This window comes from Polyangium spumosum, from assembly GCF_009649845.1.
Lineage (GTDB): Bacteria > Myxococcota_A > Polyangia > Polyangiales > Polyangiaceae > Polyangium > Polyangium spumosum.
In genome coordinates this window covers 292,125-310,742 of record NZ_WJIE01000002.1, presented here as the reverse complement: position 1 = coordinate 310,742, position 18,618 = coordinate 292,125, and the positions used below count along the sequence as shown (strand labels likewise).

The following is an 18,618-nucleotide window of genomic DNA, read 5'->3' as shown; positions in this document are numbered from 1 at the left end:
CCGGTTCAAGCCGACCGATGCAGCGGCGGCGCCTCCTCCGCGCCGCGCTCGCCCTCGTGGCGCGTGTACACGAAGGGCAACGTGAATCGAAATGTCGTCACCTCGCCGGGCGTGCTCTCGACCGAGACGCGCCCGCCGTGCGCCTCCACCAATCCTTTCGTGATGTACAGGCCGAGGCCCGTCCCCGCGGCGCCACCCGGCGCGCAGCCGGGCAGGCGCGCGAAGCGCTGAAAGAGGCGCCCGAGGTGCGCCGCCGGGATCCCTGAGCCCCGGTTCGTCACCGCGACCTCGGCCTCGCCTCGCTCGGCCCGCGCCGCGATCACGATCTCGCTCCCCGGAGCCCCGTACTTCGCCGCGTTCGAGAGCAGGTTCGTCACGATCTGCTCCAGCCGATCCCGATCGGCGGAGACGGCCGGGACCTCGCCCTCGATCACCACACGCACGGGGTGGCCCTCCGTGTGCCCGGCGGCCCGCTCCACGATCTCCTGGAGCTCGGTCCGCAGATCGAGGGGCCTCCGATCGAGCACGAGCTGGTTCGCCTCCACGCGCGCGGCGTCGAGCAGGTCCTCGATCATCCGGCCGAGCCGCGCCGCCCCCGCGCGGATCCGCGAGAGCGCGACGCTCACGTCCTCGGGCGGCTCGGGCCCGAGCCTGCGCGAGAGCGCCCGGGTCGAGAGCAAAATGGTCTGCACCGGCTGGCGCAGGTCGTGCGCGACCACGCCCGTCCATTGCTCGCGCAGGCGCTCGAGCTCCTTCAGCGCCGTGATGTCCTGGAGCACCATCACCGCGCCGACCCGCCCGCCGTCTTCGTGTTCTTCGAGCCGCACGGGCGCGGCGCTCGCGAGCACGGGGATCTCGGCGCCCGCCGCGGTCCGGAGCGAGAGCTCCAGGCCCTGCACCCTCTCTCCACGCGTGACGGCCCGGCAGAGCGGGTCTTCTTCCCATTCGAAGGGCTCGCCCGTCGGCCTGCGCAGGTCGAAGCGCAGGGTGTTCCCGAAGGGATCACACGCCCCCGGGGGGCTACACATCCAGGCGAGCGCGGCCTTGTTCGACCGTATGATCCGGCCCTCGGCGTCCACGATGAGCACGGCCTCGGGCATCTGGTCGAGCACGCCCTGGAGCCATTGACGTTCGTTCAGCTCGTCGCGGTAGAGCCGCGCCGTCTCGAGGATGACCGCTTCGAGCTGCGCCCGGAGCCGGCGCTCCGCCTCGTGCGCGCGCGAGACCTCGGCCTCGAGCGCCTTGCGCCCCGAGATGTCACGCGCGATCGAAGAGAACCCGGTGAGCTCGGACGAGGCGTCCCATACGGGGGAGATGGTGACCTCGACCTCGATGCGCCGCCCGTCCCTGGTCAGCCGCACGGTCTCGTGATGCTCGATGCGCTCGCCGCGGCGCACGCGCGCGCGGATCTCCGCGGCCTCGGCCTTTCGCTCCGGCGGGTAGAGCATCTCCGCCGGCTGCCCGATCACCTCCTCCGCGCGGTAGCCGTAGAGGCGCGTCGCGGCGGGGTTCCAGCTCTGGATGGTGCCGTCGATGTCCTTGCTGAAGATGGCGTCGTTCGAGCCCTCCACGACCGTGGCGAGCAGCATCCGCGACTCCTCGGCCTTTCGGCGCGCCTCGTCGGCGCGGTTCATCCGCGTGGCGGCCACCCAGAGCAGGCTCGTCACGACCACCATCGAGCAGACCGCGACCAGCGAGAATGCGGCGCGGGGCTCGTAGAGGCCGCGCTGCTCGCCCTCGAGGAAGAGGCGCCCGAGCACGAGCGGCAGGAGGAGCAGAGGCGGCAGGAGCCGCCGCAGGAGGACGCCGCCGGGCGCGTCCACGGTGAGCGTGGACATCACGCCGCGGTCGGGTCGGCACGCGAGCACGCCCGCCGAGAGCGCGAGGAAGGCCAGCACGGTGGGCAGGGCCATGCCGGTGAAGGAGAGAAAGGGGGGCATTCCATAAAAAAATCCGGCGTCGAACACGTACCCGGCGAGCGGGATCAGCGCGAGGAGCGCGCAGGCCATGCCGAACGTCTGGGAGAAGCGGAGGGCGCGCCGCGATTGACCGGGGAGCAGGAGGAGCGCGGCGCCGAGCAGGACGAAGCAGACGGCAGTATTGGGCGAGGGCCTGCCGGGGAAGGGCCTCGGGAACGCGGCGGCCTCGATGAAGGGGAGCACCACGCCGAGGCCCTGGCCGAGGAGGTAATCGGTGAGCGTGAGGAAACCGAGCAGGACGACGGCGACGGCGCTCGCGACGCCGAGCACGTGAGGGACACGCGAGCGGCGCCGGGGCGCGCCGAGCGCCCACAAGGCGAGGCTCGCGAGGATGAGCCCGACGGCGGAGACGGGGACGATCCTGGGATAACGGGGCGCGACGGACATGAGGTGCTCGATGTCGAGCAGCCACCCGAGGAGCGCGAGGTAGCCGAGGGCCGCCGCGCAAGCGGTCGCGACGCCCACCACGCGCGGGGCGCGGGGCGGCCTTGCTGCGGTCGGCGGAGCGGTCATCGATGCCCCCAACACGCGCGGGCTGCAATCGACGTGCCCCGATACGCGCCGCGGTCCCGTGACGGCCAGCCCCGTGGACGGTGGGATCAGGGATGCGTATAGACGATTGTCCCGCCCCGCAGCGAGAGCCCCGCGTGCCAGGTCTCGGGCACCTCCGGGGTCGTCCAGTTGAACAGCCACGCCGCGTCGCGCGGCGCGAGGTTCACGCAGCCGTGGCTCCGCGGCGTGCCGAAATCGTCATGCCAGTACGCCGCGTGCAGCGCGTATCCCTCGTAGAAGTATTGCACGAACGGCACGTCCCGGAGGTCGAACTCGTCGCCCACCTCGTCGCCGTCCATCGTCACGCTCACGTGTTTCGTGTGGATACGGAAGACGCCCTGGATCGTCGAATGTGTCTTCTTCGGGTCGCCGAGCCCGTCCGCGCCGGTGCTCACGAGCGTGACGTAGACCGGCTTCGTCCCCTCGTAGGCCACGAGGCTCTGCTTCAGGATCGAGACGTCGAGCCATTTTTGCCCCGCGAGCGCCCAGCCCGGCGGCTTCGTCATGGGGTCGATACGCACGACTTGATCCTCGCGCACCCACGAGCCGTCTCTGGCTTCGAGGTACACGGCGCCGCCCGAGCGCCTCGATTTGCCCGTGAGCGGCACGGGCTCGCGATGGCCGAGCTTCACCGTCCCGCCGAGCGCGCCATTGTTCCACAGGTATCGCGTCGCGTGCCGGCTCTTCACGAAGGCCACCGGCAACGTCGCCTCCGCCAGGGGCAAACCCGAGAAGGGCGACGTCCGCACCACGCGCGTGTGATCGATCGGGAGCACCGCGAGCTCGGTGGTCAGGCCATAACGACGGTCGTCGTGATCGAACGTCGAGAGCAAGGCGAACCCGCTGCGCCCCTTCGCCCGCCCGAGGACGAGCGCGTCCGGCGCGCGTGTCACGCCCGCGAGCGGCGGCAAAGTGAGGCCGTAGAGCAAGGCTCCCGGCAGGGGATCCGGCGGCGGGGGCGGGACGAACCGCGGATCGAGCGCCGTCTGCGCGACCTTGCGCAGGTGGCTCGTGAGGTTCGGCTCCGTCTCGTGGAGCTCGGCCTCGGTCGGCAGGCGCGCGTAGAGGTGCGGCGGCGGGTTGCGCGACATGACGTACGTGTAGGGCAAACCGTCGCGCGAGGGCCGCGTGGTCGAGGCCTCGACCACGGGGTGGTGGATGTCGAGGGTCGCGTTTTTGCCGACGCACACGTAGCCGCGCGGCTCGATGTGGTACCAGCCGCCCTCGCATTGGGCGCGGCTCCTGGGTTTTTCGTTCCGCGTGACGATGGCGCCGGCGCGCAGGTAACCGATGCGGCGGCTCTTCCAGCGGGGCTCGGCGTAGATCCAGGTCTCCTTGGCGATACTCGCGAGTTCGAAGACCTCGGCCTCGGGTTTCTTCGGGGGCTCCTTCGCCGGCTCGACGGGCTCCTCTGGCTCCTCGGGCATCGCGGGGGCTTCGGGCTCGGCCAGGACGAGATCCGCGGGCGCGGCCGGGTCGGGCGGCAGATCCGGCGCATCCACGACGGCCTCGACGGGCGGCGCGGGCGGGTTCGGCGCGGCCGGGGGCGGCGACGGGGCCGGCGGCGGCGCGGCGAGGGCGGGTAAAGGTGCGGGCTCGAGGGTGTCGGGGGCTGGAGAAGCCAATTCGATACCGGCGCCACGATCCAGCAACGGGCAACCCGTCGCGAGGCTCGTGATCGCCACGGTGGCGAGGAACGAGGAGGCCCGCATGAACGGGCCGCTAGCAGGGCCCGGACGCGGGGGCCAAGTTCCTGCCGGATGGACAGGGGCGCCGGCGCGGTGGTACGGTCGCGGCATGTCTTATCGAGACGTCGGGTATGCGGCGGCGCTGGCGCTCGTCCTCCTCGGGTGCGGGAGCGGAAACGGCGGCGGCGGGGGCGGTGACGGCGGGAGCGGAAACGGCGGCGGCAACGGCGGCGCGGGCGCGGGCAGCACCGGGTCCGGGTTCGGGGCTTGTGACGATGCGCCGACCTTCGAGGGTGAGGGGACGTATTACGCCGCGAACGGGTCCGGCGCGTGTAGCTTCGACGTCTCGTCGAGTTCGCCGCTGCTCGTCGGGGCCATGAACGCCCAGGATTGGGCGACGTCCGGCGTCTGCGGCGCCTGCGCCCAGGTGAAAGGGCCGGACGGCGAGGTGACGGTGCGTATCGTCGATCTCTGCCCCGAATGCGTGCACGGCGACATCGATCTCTCGCCCGACGCCTTCGCCCGGCTCGCGCCGCTCGAGAAGGGCCGCATCCCGATCTCCTGGCAGTTCGTCCCTTGCGACGTCGACGGCTCGATCGTCTACCATTTCAAGGAGGGCTCGAACCAGTGGTGGACGGCGGTGCAGATCCGCAACCACCGCAATGCGATCGCCAAGTTCGAGTGGAGGTCGGACGACGGCGCCTGGCACGAGGTCCCGAGGGTCGATTACAACTATTTCGTCGAGGAGCAGGGCATGGGCCCGGGGCCGTACACGGTCCGCGTGACCGACGTGTACGGCAGCGTGCTCGAGGACAGCGGCGTCCCCTTCGTCGAGGCCGGCGATTCGCCCGGGAAGGGGCAGTTCCCCGCCTGCGGGATGTGAAGCGACATGCGAGGCGCCGAGCTTCCGCCCTGGTGGGCGCGGACGACCGTTTATCAGATCTATCCCCGCTCGTTCCTCGATACGAACGGCGACGGGATCGGGGATCTGCCGGGCATCGTCCGGAAGCTCGACTGGCTGCGGGACCTCGGGGTCGAGACGCTCTGGATCTGCCCGTTTTATCGGAGCCCCCAGCAGGACCTCGGCTACGACATCTCCGATTACGACGACGTCGCGCCCGAGTACGGCACGATGGACGACGTCCGGCGCCTCGTCGACGAGGCGCACGCGCGGGGCCTTCGTGTCGTCGCGGACATGGTCCTGAACCATACCTCGATCGAGCACCCGTGGTTTCAGGAGTCCCGCTCCAGCCGGACGAACCCCAAGCGAAATTGGTACCTCTGGCGGCCCGGCAAGAAGCCCGGCGGCAAGGCGCCCCCGAACAACTGGCGCTCCCTCGTCGGGCCACGCGGCTGGCATTGGGACCCGCGGACCGAGGAGTGGTACTGGGCGAGCTTCTTGCCCTTCCAGCCCGACCTCGATTACCGCAACCCCGAGGTCCAGGAGGCCATGCTCGGCGTCGTCCGGCGGTGGCTCGCGTTTGGCTTCGACGGCCTGCGGCTCGACATCTTCCACGCGCTCTTCAAGGACGAGCGCTTCGAGGACAACCCCTTCTCGACGCGTATCCTGCCGAGCGAGGACGACCCGGACGGGTTCTTCCAGTCGTACCGGCGCACGCTCCACCACCCGGAGACGATCACCTTCGCCCGCACGCTCCGGCGCGTCGCCGACGAGTTCCAGGATCCGCCGCGCTTTTTGGTCGGTGAGGTCTTCGGGCAACCGGGCGCGCTCCGTCGTTATTCGGAAGGCGGGGACGGGCTGCATAGCGTCTTTCTGTTCAAGGCCATGCGCGCGCCGTTCACGGCGGCCGGGTTTCGTGAGCTCGTGAGCGAGTTCGAACGCGAGATGCGCGCGCCGCTCGTGCCCACGTGGGTCTTCGGCAACCACGATCGATCCCGGCGCGGCGAGCGGCTCGGCCACCACCCCGAGCGCGAGAAGTTATGCGCCGCCGTGCAGCTCACGGCGCGTGGCATCCCGTTCGTCTATTATGGCGAGGAGATCGGCATGCGGGACCTCGAGCTGCCGCTCGCCACCGCCAGGGATCCGCTCGCGCGGATGTACCGGTTCCTCCCCGATTTCGTGGCGCGCAGGCTCCACGCGGCCGGCGTCCTCTTGAACCGCGACGCCTGCCGCACGCCGATGCAATGGTCCTCCGCGCCAAACGCGGGCTTCTCGCCGCCCGGCGCCGTGCCCTGGCTGCCGGTCCACCCCGCGGCGGAGCTCGTCAATGTCGAGGCCGAGGAGCGGGACCCCGCCTCGATCTTGCATTGTTATCGCCGCCTGCTCCGGCTCCGCAAGACGCGACCCGCGCTCCAGGCCGGCGCGCTCGAGCTCTACCCCGAGCGCGCCCTCCCGCCCGAGGTCCTCGCGTATCGCCGGACGTTCGGCGACGACGTCGTGGACGTGCTCTTGCATTTCGACGACGCGACGAGGCGCGTGCGGATCCCGGGGAATTGCAGCGCCGCGCTGGCCTCGACGTACCCCGCGCCGCTCCCGATTCGTGACGGGCACGCCGTGCTGCGGCCGTACGAGGCGCTCGTGCTCGGGCCGTGATTCTGCGGTAGACAGAATCGTCCGATTCATGCCCGGACGCCAAAATGCTTCCCGCCGGGGCCCGGAGATCGCTACCATCAACGGTCGAAGGAGCACTTATGCGCACCTATAACTTCATCTCTCTCGTGATCCTCATGGCCGCGACCGCTGCTTGTGGTGGCGGCAGCGGCGGCGGCAGCGGCGGCAGCGGCGGCAGCGGCGGCGCGGGCGCAAGCGGCGGCAATGGCGGCAATGGCGGCGCCGGCGGCAACGGCGGCAGCGGCGGGGCGGGCGGCGCCATGGATGGCGTGACGGGGACCGTGAAGGACGTCCACCAGCCGAGCACCGGCGAGGTCGCCGTGCGGAGCAGGTTGTGGTCGAAGATCGAGGCGCTCGTCGACATGGGCGGGACGGTCCAGTCCTATCCGGGCACGATCGACGCCGACGGCCATTTCAGTATCCCCGGCGTGCCCGAGGGGCCGTACCTCCTCGCCCTCGAGGGCGCGCCGTCGCCCCTGCTCCCGAACGCGCCGCCGCTCCGGTCGTTCATCGCGACCGACGCGCGGACGGTTGATCTCGACCAGGAATTCAGCGGGCGGCCCGAGCTCACGCCCATGACGCAGCCGACGTACCTCACGATCGACGCGGCCCTCACGATCCCCTTGCAGGTGGCCACGGTCGACGACATGGGCAACGTCTCGGGGAACGACGACCAGCTCCAGTTTTATTCACGCAATGGCATGGTCTCCGGCTATTACGGCCCCTCGTGGGGCGCGCCGGACGACAACCCCCCGGCGAACGGCGCCACGCAGCTCTCCGCCTGGAAGATCAACGCGCACGAGGCGTTCGTCCGGTTCTTCGGCGACCCGACCCTCGTGGACGGGAGCAAGGGCGACGATTTCACCGTCCTGCACGACGTGGCGGAGCAGGTCGGCGCGCCGTCCGACGACGCCGATCCCTGGAGCCATTACGTCTACGCGTCCACGAAGGAGTTCTTGCAGGCGGCGCCCTTCACGATGACGGACGGCGGCACGTCCGTGGTGGCGGGCACCTTCACGCCGGCCCCGCAGAAGGCCTTCAACCTCGATTTCAAGGGCTCGGCGTTCAACGCGCTCCTCGCGAACGTCCCGTTCGACCTCCATTTCACCGGCATCAGCGTCGATCACGATGCCGGCGCCCCTGCTCCCGCGATCGGCGCGTTCGCCACGTTGCTCGGCATCTCGGTGACCAACGGGATCACGTTCACGAATCCGGATCCCGCCTGCCACGGCAATGGCTGCGATCCGGCCGCGTGTCCGAGCGGGTGCGACGCGGGGACCCTGGTGCCCGCCGGCGATCACGCGCGGTCGTATTCGTACGGCAATCCGTTCACGCACGGGCAGGAGTTCGCCAGTGTCTCCGTCCAGGTCTACAAGAACGTCCGGACGCTCCTGCCCGAGATGACCACGGAGTCGCTCCGCGGCGGCTTCCTCCTCAGCGCGCCCGCCTCCGAGGTCACGGGCAAACCGGTCGTCCCGACGCTCGGCCTGCCCGAGAACATCAAGGTCGCCGGCAAAGACACGCCCTACGATCAGGTGACCACGGGCGTGGGGACGACGCCGATGATCACCTGGGACGCGCCGTCCCTGGGCAGCCCCACGCGGTATCGCGTGACGGTCGTCGATCTGACGGATCTCGCGGACGCGAACGGCGTGATGTCGAGGCGCCGCAACGTCGCGAACATCGCGGTCAAGAACCCGAACGTGGCGATCCCCGAGGGCGTGCTGAAGCCCGGGTCGTATTATTACGTCCAGGTCGCGGCCGTCGCGCGGGACAACGACGATTTCGCGGCCCCGTTCATGTCCCCCCAGCGAAATACGGTCTCGACGATGTTCACGGGCGTGATCACGCCCTGATCCAGCGCTCTTCGCCCCCTCTCCGCCGCGCGGAGAGGGGGTTGGGGGGTGAGGCTGGGATTCAGGACGGTTTCTCCGCCGGTATCCCCCCGGACAGCTCCTCCAGCAGCATGTTCACGAGCATGTAGCCGTCGAATCGGCGGAGGCCCTCCTCCTCGTGCGCCTCGGCCCAGGCAATGGCCAGCGTGAGCGGGAAAATCGTGGGCTCGCCGCCGAGCAGGCGGGCGGTCACGCGCGAGAGCGCGAGCGACATTCGAATCGACACCGGCAGCCGCCGGATCACGGTCTCGCCGAGCTTCGAGCAGTTCTCCGCCGGCGACGTCACGAGGTACTCGCGGCAGCCCGAGGGGCGCGAGGTGTAGGCCGTGCATTGGCCGTTTTCCAGGAACGGACACGCGACGTCCTGTCGGTGCCACGCGATGAGCAGCTTCCGGAGCTCGTTGTCGTTCGCCATCCCCGAGAAGGTGGATTCGTCGAGCCCGAACGCCTCGAGCGCCGCCTCGGCGTCGACGACCCGCGTGAGCACCTCCTCCTGCCGCGCCTCGGGCATCGCCGCGACGAGGTCGTGGATCATGAACGCCTCGGGCGGCGAGATGGGCACGAGCTGGTAGCAGCAGGAATCACAGCCCTTCTTGCACGAGACCGCGCCGAGGGTCGGCAGGTGCTTCTTGACGCCGAGGGCGACGATCTGCTCGTCGAGCGGCATCACGAGGCGCGAGAGGTCCGAGAGCCGGATCGGCTCGGCGGGGATGGCGAGGTTCGCGCGCAGCGTGCCCTCGGGCGTGCCGAGCTCGAAGGTGAATCGGTGTTTGGCGGGTTCGGGCATGGCGAGGCACGGAGCCTATCACAACCAGCGCGCCAAAGGGCGGGGCGTCCCCCCTCGGGACGGACGCCCTCGCCGATTTGGGTCATTCGAGCTCTTCGCGCAGGCTCTTCGGGGGCTCCTCGGTGACATCGAGGTCCAGGACGGCCACGGAGCCGTCTTCGACCTCGACACCCGCGGTCTTCGCGGAGGTCACCACGTTCACGGCGTAATGCCCTCCCGGGACGCCCTCGAGGTGATAAACGCCGTCCTTGTCCGTCACGGGATACCGGATGTCGAGCCCCTTGCCCCTGCCGCGGTTCGCCGCGACGAGGATCTGGACGCCGGCGAGGGGAACGCTGCCCGCCGTGACCCGGCCGCGAATCTCGCCCGTGCCCGTCGGGTGCAGGGTGATGTCGCGCTGCGCGACGGTCCCCTCCTCCACGCGCACCGTGGTCGACGTGCGCTGATTGCCATGAAGGAGCTCGAGGCGGTTGTTGCCCGGCGGGATCGAATCGAACTGGAATTGCCCCTCCTCGTCGGCGACGACGTTGACGAAGCCGATCGAGCGCGCCATCAGCGTGAGCCGCGCGCCGGGCAGCGGGCTGCCGTCGCTCTTGCGCGCCACGCCGGTGATCGTGCCGCCGTCGGACATGACGAGCTCGACGGGTTTGTCGACCTTGCAATCCTTGATGTCCACGGTCACCGAGCTCGACGCGTGATCGCCGTCGTAGCCGCGCACGACGACCTTGCCCGAGGGGGCGTGCTCGATGCGGAAATGCCCCTGCTCGTCGCTCTCGGCGCGGGCCGCGGCCTCCATCGAGACCTCGCTGACGCCGCCCGCCATGCGCGTCTCGGCGTTGACGAAGACGTACGGGAGCGGGTTACCCGCCGTGTCGCGCACCGTCCCTTCGACGACGCAGCCGTCGCCGAGGACGAGCTCGATGTCCTTCGTATCGCTCGGCGATTCGAGGGCGATCGGGCTCGAGAATGCCGGGGCGTGATCGACCGCGGTCGCGCGGACGACGACGGGCCAGCCGGGGAGCTGGTCGAGCTCGAAGCTGCCGTCGGTCCCCTCGTAACGCTTCGAGAAGAGCGGCGTGGGCGCGGCGAAGCTATCGGGCGCGGCGGTGAGCACGTCGATCACGAAGCGCTGCATGGGCGCGTTGTTCGCGTCGAGCACGCGGCCCCGGACGCGGCCGCTCTGCGTGAGCACCATGCTGACGGTCTCGCCGGTCTGCGCGGGCAAGAAGGAGGGCCCGAACCCGGGCTTGTTCGCGACGAGCTGGTAGCTGCCGTCGGCGAGCTTCATCTCGAAGCGGCCCTCGTCGTCGGTCTCGAGCGACGCGACCGTGGTCGGGAGGTTGCCGGCGATGGCGAAGCTCGTGGCGCTGACGAGCGCCCCCGCGATGGGCTTTCCGTCGATCGAATAGACACGACCCTTGATCATGGTCACGGCCGCCTCCTCGTCGGGCGCCGGTCCGCCGGTGCTGAAGAGGCCGCGATTGACGTATCCGCTGCGCGACTCCGGGGCCGAGGCGTCGGTCGCGTCGGCGGCGAGCGTCGTGCCTCCGGAAGGCCAGAGAAGGAAGGCGCCGAGGGCGATGACCGGCACGGTGCCGAGGGTGGCCCATCCGGCCGGAGAGCGGAAGAAAGGCTTGTTGCGTTTCGTGGGCAGTTGCATCTTCACCTCGACAGCGTCTGTCGGGAAAAAAGGATGATTCTCATCAGCGGCGCAAGAGAGACGGGCGCCGCCGCCCGCGAGCGACGGCGCCCGTCGATCATCGATTCAGGCCGAAGCCTTGGCGCGCCGGGCGATCAGTACGCCCACGCCTCGATGTTGCTGACGTACGGGTAACCCTTGAACTTCACGATACCCGCGAACCCGTCGTAGTGCTCGCCGACGTGCATGTACTCGACCTGGAGCGAGAGGCCCCAGTCATTGAAGCCGCGGCAATACACGTCGCTCGCGATCGTGGTCGGGAAGTTGATGTAGCTGTTGCCGAGGCAGCTCAGGTAGCCCTTCGTCTTGCGCTCGAGCAGGTCGCACTCCTCGCTGATGAGGTAGCCCTGGTTGTACCACTCGGAGACGTAGAGGCAGGCCTTGCCAGCGTCCTTGTAGAGGTAGGGATGCATGACGCCGGCGAAGTCGTCGTTGACGTAGATCTCGAACTTCCCAGCCTCCTGCAGGGCCATGGCGGCGCTGGAGGGCACGATCATCGCGGCGGCGAACGCAATCGAAAGCAGCTTCTTCATGGTGTGTTTCTTTCCCCCGTATCGAAGCAGGTGTGTCACTAGCTTGTACTACTTGGCTCGCCTTCGAGGAGCTGCGTAATGCACCTCCACGGGGCGCTCCGATCCGAAGTGAACTGCCTATTCAGGAGCGCCTCTTCGTCAGCAGCTCCTATGCATCAAGCATTACCAATCGACCTCGGACAAGCAAGCCGCGCTGGAGATATTTGTTACCACCTCTCCATTCGACGAGGCATTCGCCGCCACGCGCGTGGACGTACCGCGAATGCGAGCGACGCCGCGCGAGAGACGCGCGCTCTTCGCGAGGGATGCGCGCTTCACGCGCCGTCCCCGGTGGAGGGACTCGCATGCCGCGGGCGAATGATTCCGATGTGTGGATGCAATGGCGTGTGGAATCGAGCAAGTCGGGAAGGGCCGCGCGGCCGTCACCGCCGGAGGGGCGTCAGGCCGCGGGTTGTCCGGCGCTGCGCTCGGTCCGCGGCAGCGCGCTCTCGGGCCCCGGCGCGGGGCTCTCGGGTCTTTGCGGCCCCTCGATCCCGAGCGCCGCGAGCGGCGGGAGCACGAGGCCCGCGAGGCGCATCGCCGCCTGGATGTCGTCGAGGAAATCCCTCATCACCTCGGCCGGATCCCGCTTCTTGAGCCCCTTCGCGATCGCGTACCTCGCCCCCTCGCTGCCCGGCCGGCCAAACGACAGCAGCCCCTGACGCAGCCATCGCTCGAAGATCTTCTGTTTGTCCGCGTCGTATCGCCCCGTGCGCGTGAGCTCCACGACGAGCCGCTCGCCGAGCGCCTGGTGTCCACGCTCCTCCTCGACGATCTTGCGGACCACCTTCCGGTATGGCTCGAAGCTGCACTCCTCGTACTCGCGGAGCTGCCAGAAGCCGCCGCGGTCGTAAAGGAATTGCGCCATCGCGAGCTCGTAGAAGCTCCCGGCGAGGGGGACGGGGCGCTCCTCGAGCCGCGCATTGACGATCGGCTCGACGCTCTCGCCCGTGAAATCACGGTACATCCGGGCGACGGCCTCGTAGTGCTCGAGCTCCTCGCGGATGTGCCAGGTGAAGAGCTTGAGCCAGCGCATCTCCGGGACGAACTGCAGGCCGTGGCCAAAGAGGTGCGCCGCCGCGAGCTCGCGGTACGCCTGCCCCTGCATCATCTGGACGAGCGTCCGCTGCCAGCGGTCGTCGCCGCCGGACTCCTGTGCTTTCGTCATTTCCCCCCCTATCGGTACTTCATGGACTCCGCGAGGCGTCGCTTTCGCGGGCCTTCGCGGCGAGACCATCTTCCACCTCGCCCACGACCATCGTGGCGAGCCGCTCGATCGAATCGCGCCCCTCCTCGGCCGTGGCCTCGGCCGGCGCGCCCGTATAGGCGTCCGTGATCCCCATGGCGAGGAAGCTCGTCTTGCCCTGACGGATACCGTCCGAGAGGCTGATCCCGAGCGCGGGCAGCGCGTCCATACGCGCCCGATCGACGGTGTCCGGGGCAGCGGCGAGCACGATGGACGTCTCGTACCGCCCCGCGTGGCAGGCGCCGCTCTTGAACTCCGCCGTGAGCGTGCGCGCCCAGCGGCGCGAGAGCGGCGAGGCCACGGAGGCCCGGCCCTGAGCAAACCCCTCGATCGAGGCCCGCACCGCGGCGTCGTGCGCAGGCTCGAGGTGATTCGAAACCAGGCAAACATGGCCAAAGCCCGCCGCGAGATATCCGTCGATCACGGCGCGCAGGAACGCGACGAGCGCCGCCTCCGTGACCGTCACGGCGCCGGCGAACCCCTCGGCGAACCGCGTGACGCCGTAAGGCACGCCCGGCCCGACCAGCGCGACCGTCCCCCGCGCGTAGAGCAGCGCCGCCGCGCGCTCGGCCACCGCGTCGCCGATGATCGTGTCCGTCCCGAGAGGCAGGTGCGGGCCGTGCGGCTCGACGGAGCCGACCGGGACGAGCACGACGGGCGGCGTGGGGCCCGTGAGCAGAGATTGCAGCGTCTGGGTCGTGAGATTCGCTAGGTATGGGCGTCGTTCGCGCATCGGCGTGTGGTTTTCGAAGGCCCTATCGGATAGCACGAACGCTGGTACATCGCGAGAGGACGGGGAAATTTACGGTCCTGGCCTCCCGCTTGCATTCCACGTTCGTGCGGTCGAGGGCCGGGAAGCTCTGGAAATAGGGGGCAGCGGCGGAGAACGTCACGAGGCGCGGCGCCGCCCGCCCGCTCGGGCGCGCCGGGCCGCGCCCCTGAAAATCAGCAATCGTCATTCACGCCTCGGGGTGCGCGAGCCTTTGCCAGTCGAGGATCATCCGCGAGCCGAACTCCAGGCGATCCATGTCGGCGAGGACCTCGGCCTCGAGCGCGCGGCCGTTCCTGCGCACGCCGTTCGTGCTGCCCGTGTCGATCGCCCAGACGTCCGCGCCGATGCGGACGAGGAGGAAATGCACGCGGGAGACGTTCCTGTCGATCTCGCCGAGCGAGAGGCCACAACGCTCGTAGCGGCCGATGAGCAGGCCTTGCTCGAGGCGCTCGGCCGAGACGCGCCGCTTCGCCTTCGCCACGCCGGCCTGCAGGCGGATCGTACCCCAGGCGATCTCGGGCTCCTCGTCGTCGCCGAGCAGGAGCGGCGAGGCCTGCGTGGTGACCCGCGAGGGCTCCTCGAGGCCACGATACGGGCCGCCGCGGAGGCGCGGCGGGGGCAATGCGTCGACGCCGCCGCGCTTCTCGGCGGCGGTCGGGGCGCGCCTGTCGACGAACGCGCGCGGGGGCATCGAGCCCCACGCGTCCGCCGCGCGCGCAGGCCACGAGAGGGCCGGGGAGCAAGGCAAAAACCAGAGCGCGAAGGAGCCGATCGAGAGGTAGGTGGGCCCGTCGGAGGCGAGCGCGCCGCACTCCTTTGCGTCTTCCGTGCGGAAGGGCAGCTTCGTGTTGAGGTCCCAGACGTGGAGCTTCGGCGCGGCGCCGTCGGCGAGGACGAGCCCGGCCATGTGGCGGAGCGAGATCGCGGCCGAGGGCACCTGCAGGCGGCACTTCGTGTGCCTCCCGATCGTGAGCGGCGTGCCCGCCTCGCAGAGGACGGCCCCGACGAGGCGCGCGCGCGCGTCGACGATCCCCACGGCGAAGGCGGGCTTTCGCGCGGCGGAGGCGAGCTCGGCGAGCCGGTCGTAGGCGACGAGAAAGGCCGTGCGGGGAGGAGGGGCCGGGAGGTTTTCGTCCTGCGGGGCGAGGGCGGCCATCGTGCCGCGGTTGTCGAAAAGGGGACCAAATGTACCGGTCTCTTCCCCGGCCTCCTCGTCGTCGTAGCCGCTCATCGCTGGGAGTCATTGGGGCATGAAAGCGGCGCGGAGGCAAGACGGGGATCGATGGAGGGCGTTGCGTCGGGAAATCGCCTGCGTTAGCGTCGCCCGCCACGTCGGGCTTGAAGGGAAAAGGTGCCCCGCGCCCGCGTGAACGTTCCTGCGAGGAGCCTGTCATGAAGCGCCCGATAGCGCTGTGTTTTCCCTTGATCGGCCTTTTATGGGCCCTGCTCTTGCTCGCGTGTCCACGCGCGGCGCACGCCGCGACGACGATCCCGGGCGGCAACATCATCAACCAGACCTGGACCCCGGCCGGGAGCCCGTACTACGTGCAAGGGGACATCACCGTCCCCGTGGGCGCGAAGCTCACGATCCAGGCCGGCGTCGAGGTGCAGTTCGCCACGTCGGACGGGCTCGCCACCGGCAAGGACACGAGCGAGGTCGAGGCGACGATCCGCGGCACGCTGGAGGTGCAGGGCACCGCGGCGAGCCCGGTGACGTTCCGGTCCCAGACGAGCGGCGCAGGGGCGGGGGCGTGGTACGGCGTCGTCGTCGACACGGCCGGGGCCGTGCTCACGACGACGAACCTCGTCGTGCAGAACGCGCAGTACGGGTTCCACGTGAGCGCCGGGACCCCCACGCTCGACGGGTTCACGGCGCACACGAACTCGTACGGCGTGTATTACACCGCGACGGGCGGCGGCTCGATCTCGAACGCGATCCTCCGGAACAACGGGAGCCGCGGCGTGTACGTGTACGCGTCGGGCGCGGGGAGCGTGTCGCTCTCGATCACGAACTCGACGTTGTACAGCAACGGCTCGTACGGCGTGCACACGTACACGGCCTCGCCGACCTTGACGGTGACGATCACGAATTCGATCGTGACGAACCACTCGACCGGGATTTTCCGGGAGACGGGCGGCGGTTCGTCGACGGTGACGGTGACGTACTCGGACGTCTGGGGAAACTCGACGAACTATTCGGGGGCGACCGCGGGCACGGGGAGCTTCTCGTCGAATCCGCTCTACGTCGGCGCGCCGAACGTGCGGCTGACGTCGAACTCGCCCGCGCGTTTTGCGGGCAGCGGCGGCGGCGACATCGGGGCCTTGCCGTACACGGGTGACGCGACGAACGGGCTGCTCGGCGTTCTCTGGACGAACACGACGCTGAACCTCGCGGGCTCGCCGTACGCGGTGCCCGGCGACCTGACGGTGTCGCCGGGGGTGACGCTGACGCTCGATCCCGGCGTGACGTTGCGTTTCGCGGTGAACGACCAGATGGGGTCCGGTCTCGACAACTACGAGGCGGAGTTCATCGTGCGAGGCACGCTGATCTCGAAGGGGACGGCGGCGCAGCCCGTCACGCTCGCGAGCACGACGGCGGGCGCAGGGAGATGGTACGGGGTCGTGCTCCGGCAGCCGTCGGTGAACAACGTGTTCTCCGGCGTGACGATCTCGGACGCGCAATACGGCATTCACGTGACGGAGGGCACGCACGCGCTGGAGGGGTTCACGGCGCACACGAACTCGTACGGCGTGTATTACACCGGGACGGGCGGCGGCTCGATCACGAACGCGATCCTCCGGAACAACGGGAGCCGCGGCGTGTACGTGTACGCGTCGGGCGCGGGGAGCGTGGCGCTCTCGATCATGAACTCGACGTTCTACAGCAACGGCTCGTACGGCGTGCACACGTACACGGCCTCGCCGACCTTGACGGTGACGATCACGAATTCGATCGTGACGAACCACTCGACCGGGATTTTCCGGGAGGCGGGCGGCGGTTCGTCGACGGTGACGGTGACGTACTCGGACGTCTGGGGAAACTCGACGGATTACTCGGGGGCGAGCGCGGGCGCGGGGACGATCTCGGCGAACCCGCTTTATGTCACGGCGCCGTCGAATTTGAAGCTCCAGGCGTCGAGCTTCTGCATCGACACGGGGACGGCGTCGGGCGCGCCCGCGAAGGACATCGAGGGCACGACGCGGCCGCTCGACGGCGACGGCCTGAACGGCGCCGAGTTCGACATGGGCGCCTACGAGTTCGCGCCGGCGTCGGTCTGCGGCGACGGCGCCCTCGGCGCGGGCGAGGCGTGCGACGACGGGGCGGCGAACGGGCAATACGGCAAGTGCAAGGCCGACTGCTCGGGCCCCGGGCCCTACTGCGGCGACGGCACGAAGAACGGCCCCGAGCAATGCGACGACGGGAACGCGTCGAACAACGACGCCTGCCTCGCGACGTGCGTGACGGCCGCCTGCGGCGACGGGTTCGTCGAGACCGGCGTCGAGGAGTGCGACGACGCGAACATGACGAACAACGACGCCTGCGTCATGGGCTGCAAGGCCGCGACCTGCGGCGACGGCTACGTGCAGACGGGCATCGAGCAATGCGACGACGGCAACACGACGAACGACGACACCTGCACGAATAGCTGCAAGGCGCCGGCGTGCGGCGACGGCGTCGTGCAGGTGGGCGAGCAATGCGACGACGCCAACACGGTGGACACGGACGCATGCACGAATTCCTGCAAGCAGGCGATCTGCGGCGATGGAATCGTCCGGGCCGGCGTCGAGGAGTGCGACGACGCGAACATGGTGGACACGGACGCCTGCCTCAATAGCTGCACGCAGGCCAAGTGCGGCGACGGCGTCGTCCGCATGGGCTTCGAGCAGTGCGACGACGGCAACCAGAGCAACGGCGACGCGTGCTTGAGCACGTGCGTCCCCGCGAAGTGCGGCGACGGTCAGGTGCAGATGGGCGTCGAGCAATGCGACGACGGCAACGTGTCGAACACGGACGCGTGCCTCAACATCTGCGTGCAGGCGAGCTGCGGCGACGGGTACGTGCAGGCCGGCGCCGAGCAATGCGACGACGGCAACGCGAGCAACGCGGACGCGTGCCTGAACCAATGCGTTACGGCGAGCTGCGGCGACGGGTTCGTCCAGGTGGGCGTCGAGCCTTGCGACGACGGAAATGCGAACGACACGGACGCGTGCCTCGTCGGCTGCACGGCGGCGAGCTGCGGAGACGGGTTCGTGCAATCGGGCGTCGAGGCCTGCGACGACGGGAACATGGTCGACGACGACGCGTGTCGGAACAACTGCTCGCTGCCGGGCTGCGGCGACGGGGTCGTCGGGCCGGGCGAAGCCTGCGATGACGGCAACATGGTCGACACGGACGCGTGCCTCACGACGTGCCTCGCGGCGAGCTGCGGCGACGGGTTCGTGCAATCGGGCGTCGAGGAGTGCGACGACGGCAATCAGGCGGACGGCGACGGTTGCAGCGCGTCGTGCGCCGATGAGGGCCAGGGCGGCGCAGGCGGCGGCGGCGGCGCCGGTGGCGCTGGCGGCGAAGGTGGCGGCGGCGGCGCGGGCGGCGAAGGTGGCACCGGCGGCGCCGGTGGCGAAGGTGGTCGCGGCGGCGCGGGCGGCGGCGGTGTGCCGACGGCCGACGAAGGCTGCGGCTGCCGGACGGCGCCCGGCGCGGGCGACGGCCCCGCGGGCGGGCTCGTGCTCGTGCTCGGCGCGCTCGGCCTCGTGATCGGGCGGCGGCGCAAGGCCGCGTGAGGAGGCGCGGGCCCGCGAGAGGCCCGCGCTGTGACGAGAAGGGCGGGCCCGCGTGGGTCCGCCCTTCTTTTTTG

At 69.8% G+C, this 18,618-nt stretch carries 12 protein-coding genes; 4 read left to right on the top strand and 8 right to left on the bottom strand.

Features of this window, described 5'->3' with window-relative positions:
• Positions 1 to 5: 5 nt before the first annotated feature.
• The gene (locus GF068_RS07310) at positions 6 to 2,492 is read right to left on the bottom strand and encodes a sensor histidine kinase (protein WP_153818614.1); all 2,487 of its coding nucleotides are present in this window, start codon (positions 2,490 to 2,492) and stop codon (positions 6 to 8) included.
• Positions 2,493 to 2,578: 86 nt separating this feature from the next.
• A complete protein-coding gene (locus tag GF068_RS07305) occupies positions 2,579 to 4,243 on the bottom strand; it encodes a L,D-transpeptidase (protein WP_153818613.1) in 1,665 nt (554 codons plus the stop codon).
• A gap of 85 nt (positions 4,244 to 4,328) precedes the next feature.
• On the opposite strand from GF068_RS07305, the gene GF068_RS07300 reads away from it, so the two are divergent.
• From GF068_RS07300 to GF068_RS43420, 3 genes are all read left to right on the top strand, one after another.
• Positions 4,329 to 5,102: an expansin EXLX1 family cellulose-binding protein gene (locus tag GF068_RS07300; protein ID WP_206079411.1), complete on the top strand. Its 774-nt coding sequence runs from the start codon at positions 4,329 to 4,331 to the stop codon at positions 5,100 to 5,102.
• Positions 5,103 to 5,108: 6 nt separating this feature from the next.
• The gene (locus tag GF068_RS07295) at positions 5,109 to 6,773 is read left to right on the top strand and encodes an alpha-amylase family glycosyl hydrolase (protein WP_153818612.1); all 1,665 of its coding nucleotides are present in this window, start codon (positions 5,109 to 5,111) and stop codon (positions 6,771 to 6,773) included.
• A 98-nt stretch (positions 6,774 to 6,871) separates the two neighbouring features.
• Entirely contained in the window at positions 6,872 to 8,647 is a 1,776-nt protein-coding gene (locus GF068_RS43420) for a hypothetical protein (RefSeq protein WP_170319327.1), read from the top strand.
• A gap of 61 nt (positions 8,648 to 8,708) precedes the next feature.
• Here GF068_RS43420 and GF068_RS07285 read toward each other — a convergent pair whose 3' ends face one another.
• The 6 genes from GF068_RS07285 to GF068_RS07260 all read right to left on the bottom strand — a co-directional run bounded on the left by GF068_RS07285 (position 8,709) and on the right by GF068_RS07260 (position 14,993).
• Complete coding sequence (locus GF068_RS07285; RefSeq protein WP_153818611.1) at positions 8,709 to 9,473, bottom strand: YkgJ family cysteine cluster protein; 765 nt, start codon at positions 9,471 to 9,473, stop codon at positions 8,709 to 8,711.
• An 82-nt stretch (positions 9,474 to 9,555) separates the two neighbouring features.
• A complete protein-coding gene (locus tag GF068_RS07280; protein WP_153818610.1) occupies positions 9,556 to 11,133 on the bottom strand; it encodes a carboxypeptidase-like regulatory domain-containing protein in 1,578 nt (525 codons plus the stop codon).
• Positions 11,134 to 11,267: 134 nt separating this feature from the next.
• Positions 11,268 to 11,705, bottom strand: coding sequence for a hypothetical protein (locus GF068_RS07275; protein ID WP_153818609.1), 438 nt, complete (start codon positions 11,703 to 11,705; stop codon positions 11,268 to 11,270).
• A 439-nt stretch (positions 11,706 to 12,144) separates the two neighbouring features.
• Positions 12,145 to 12,912, bottom strand: a complete 768-nt coding sequence (locus tag GF068_RS07270; RefSeq protein ID WP_170319347.1) for a Phenylacetic acid catabolic protein — start codon at positions 12,910 to 12,912, stop codon at positions 12,145 to 12,147.
• Between the two features lie 19 nt (positions 12,913 to 12,931).
• Positions 12,932 to 13,723 carry a creatininase family protein gene (locus GF068_RS07265; RefSeq protein WP_153818607.1) on the bottom strand — a complete coding sequence of 264 codons (792 nt, stop codon included), beginning with the start codon at positions 13,721 to 13,723 and terminating at the stop codon, positions 12,932 to 12,934.
• A gap of 226 nt (positions 13,724 to 13,949) precedes the next feature.
• A complete protein-coding gene (locus tag GF068_RS07260) occupies positions 13,950 to 14,993 on the bottom strand; it encodes an FHA domain-containing protein (RefSeq protein ID WP_153818606.1) in 1,044 nt (347 codons plus the stop codon).
• A 161-nt stretch (positions 14,994 to 15,154) separates the two neighbouring features.
• Between GF068_RS07260 and GF068_RS46140 the strand changes: the two genes are divergently transcribed.
• Positions 15,155 to 18,544, top strand: a complete 3,390-nt coding sequence (locus GF068_RS46140; protein WP_153818605.1) for a DUF4215 domain-containing protein — start codon at positions 15,155 to 15,157, stop codon at positions 18,542 to 18,544.
• Positions 18,545 to 18,618 lie beyond the last annotated feature (74 nt).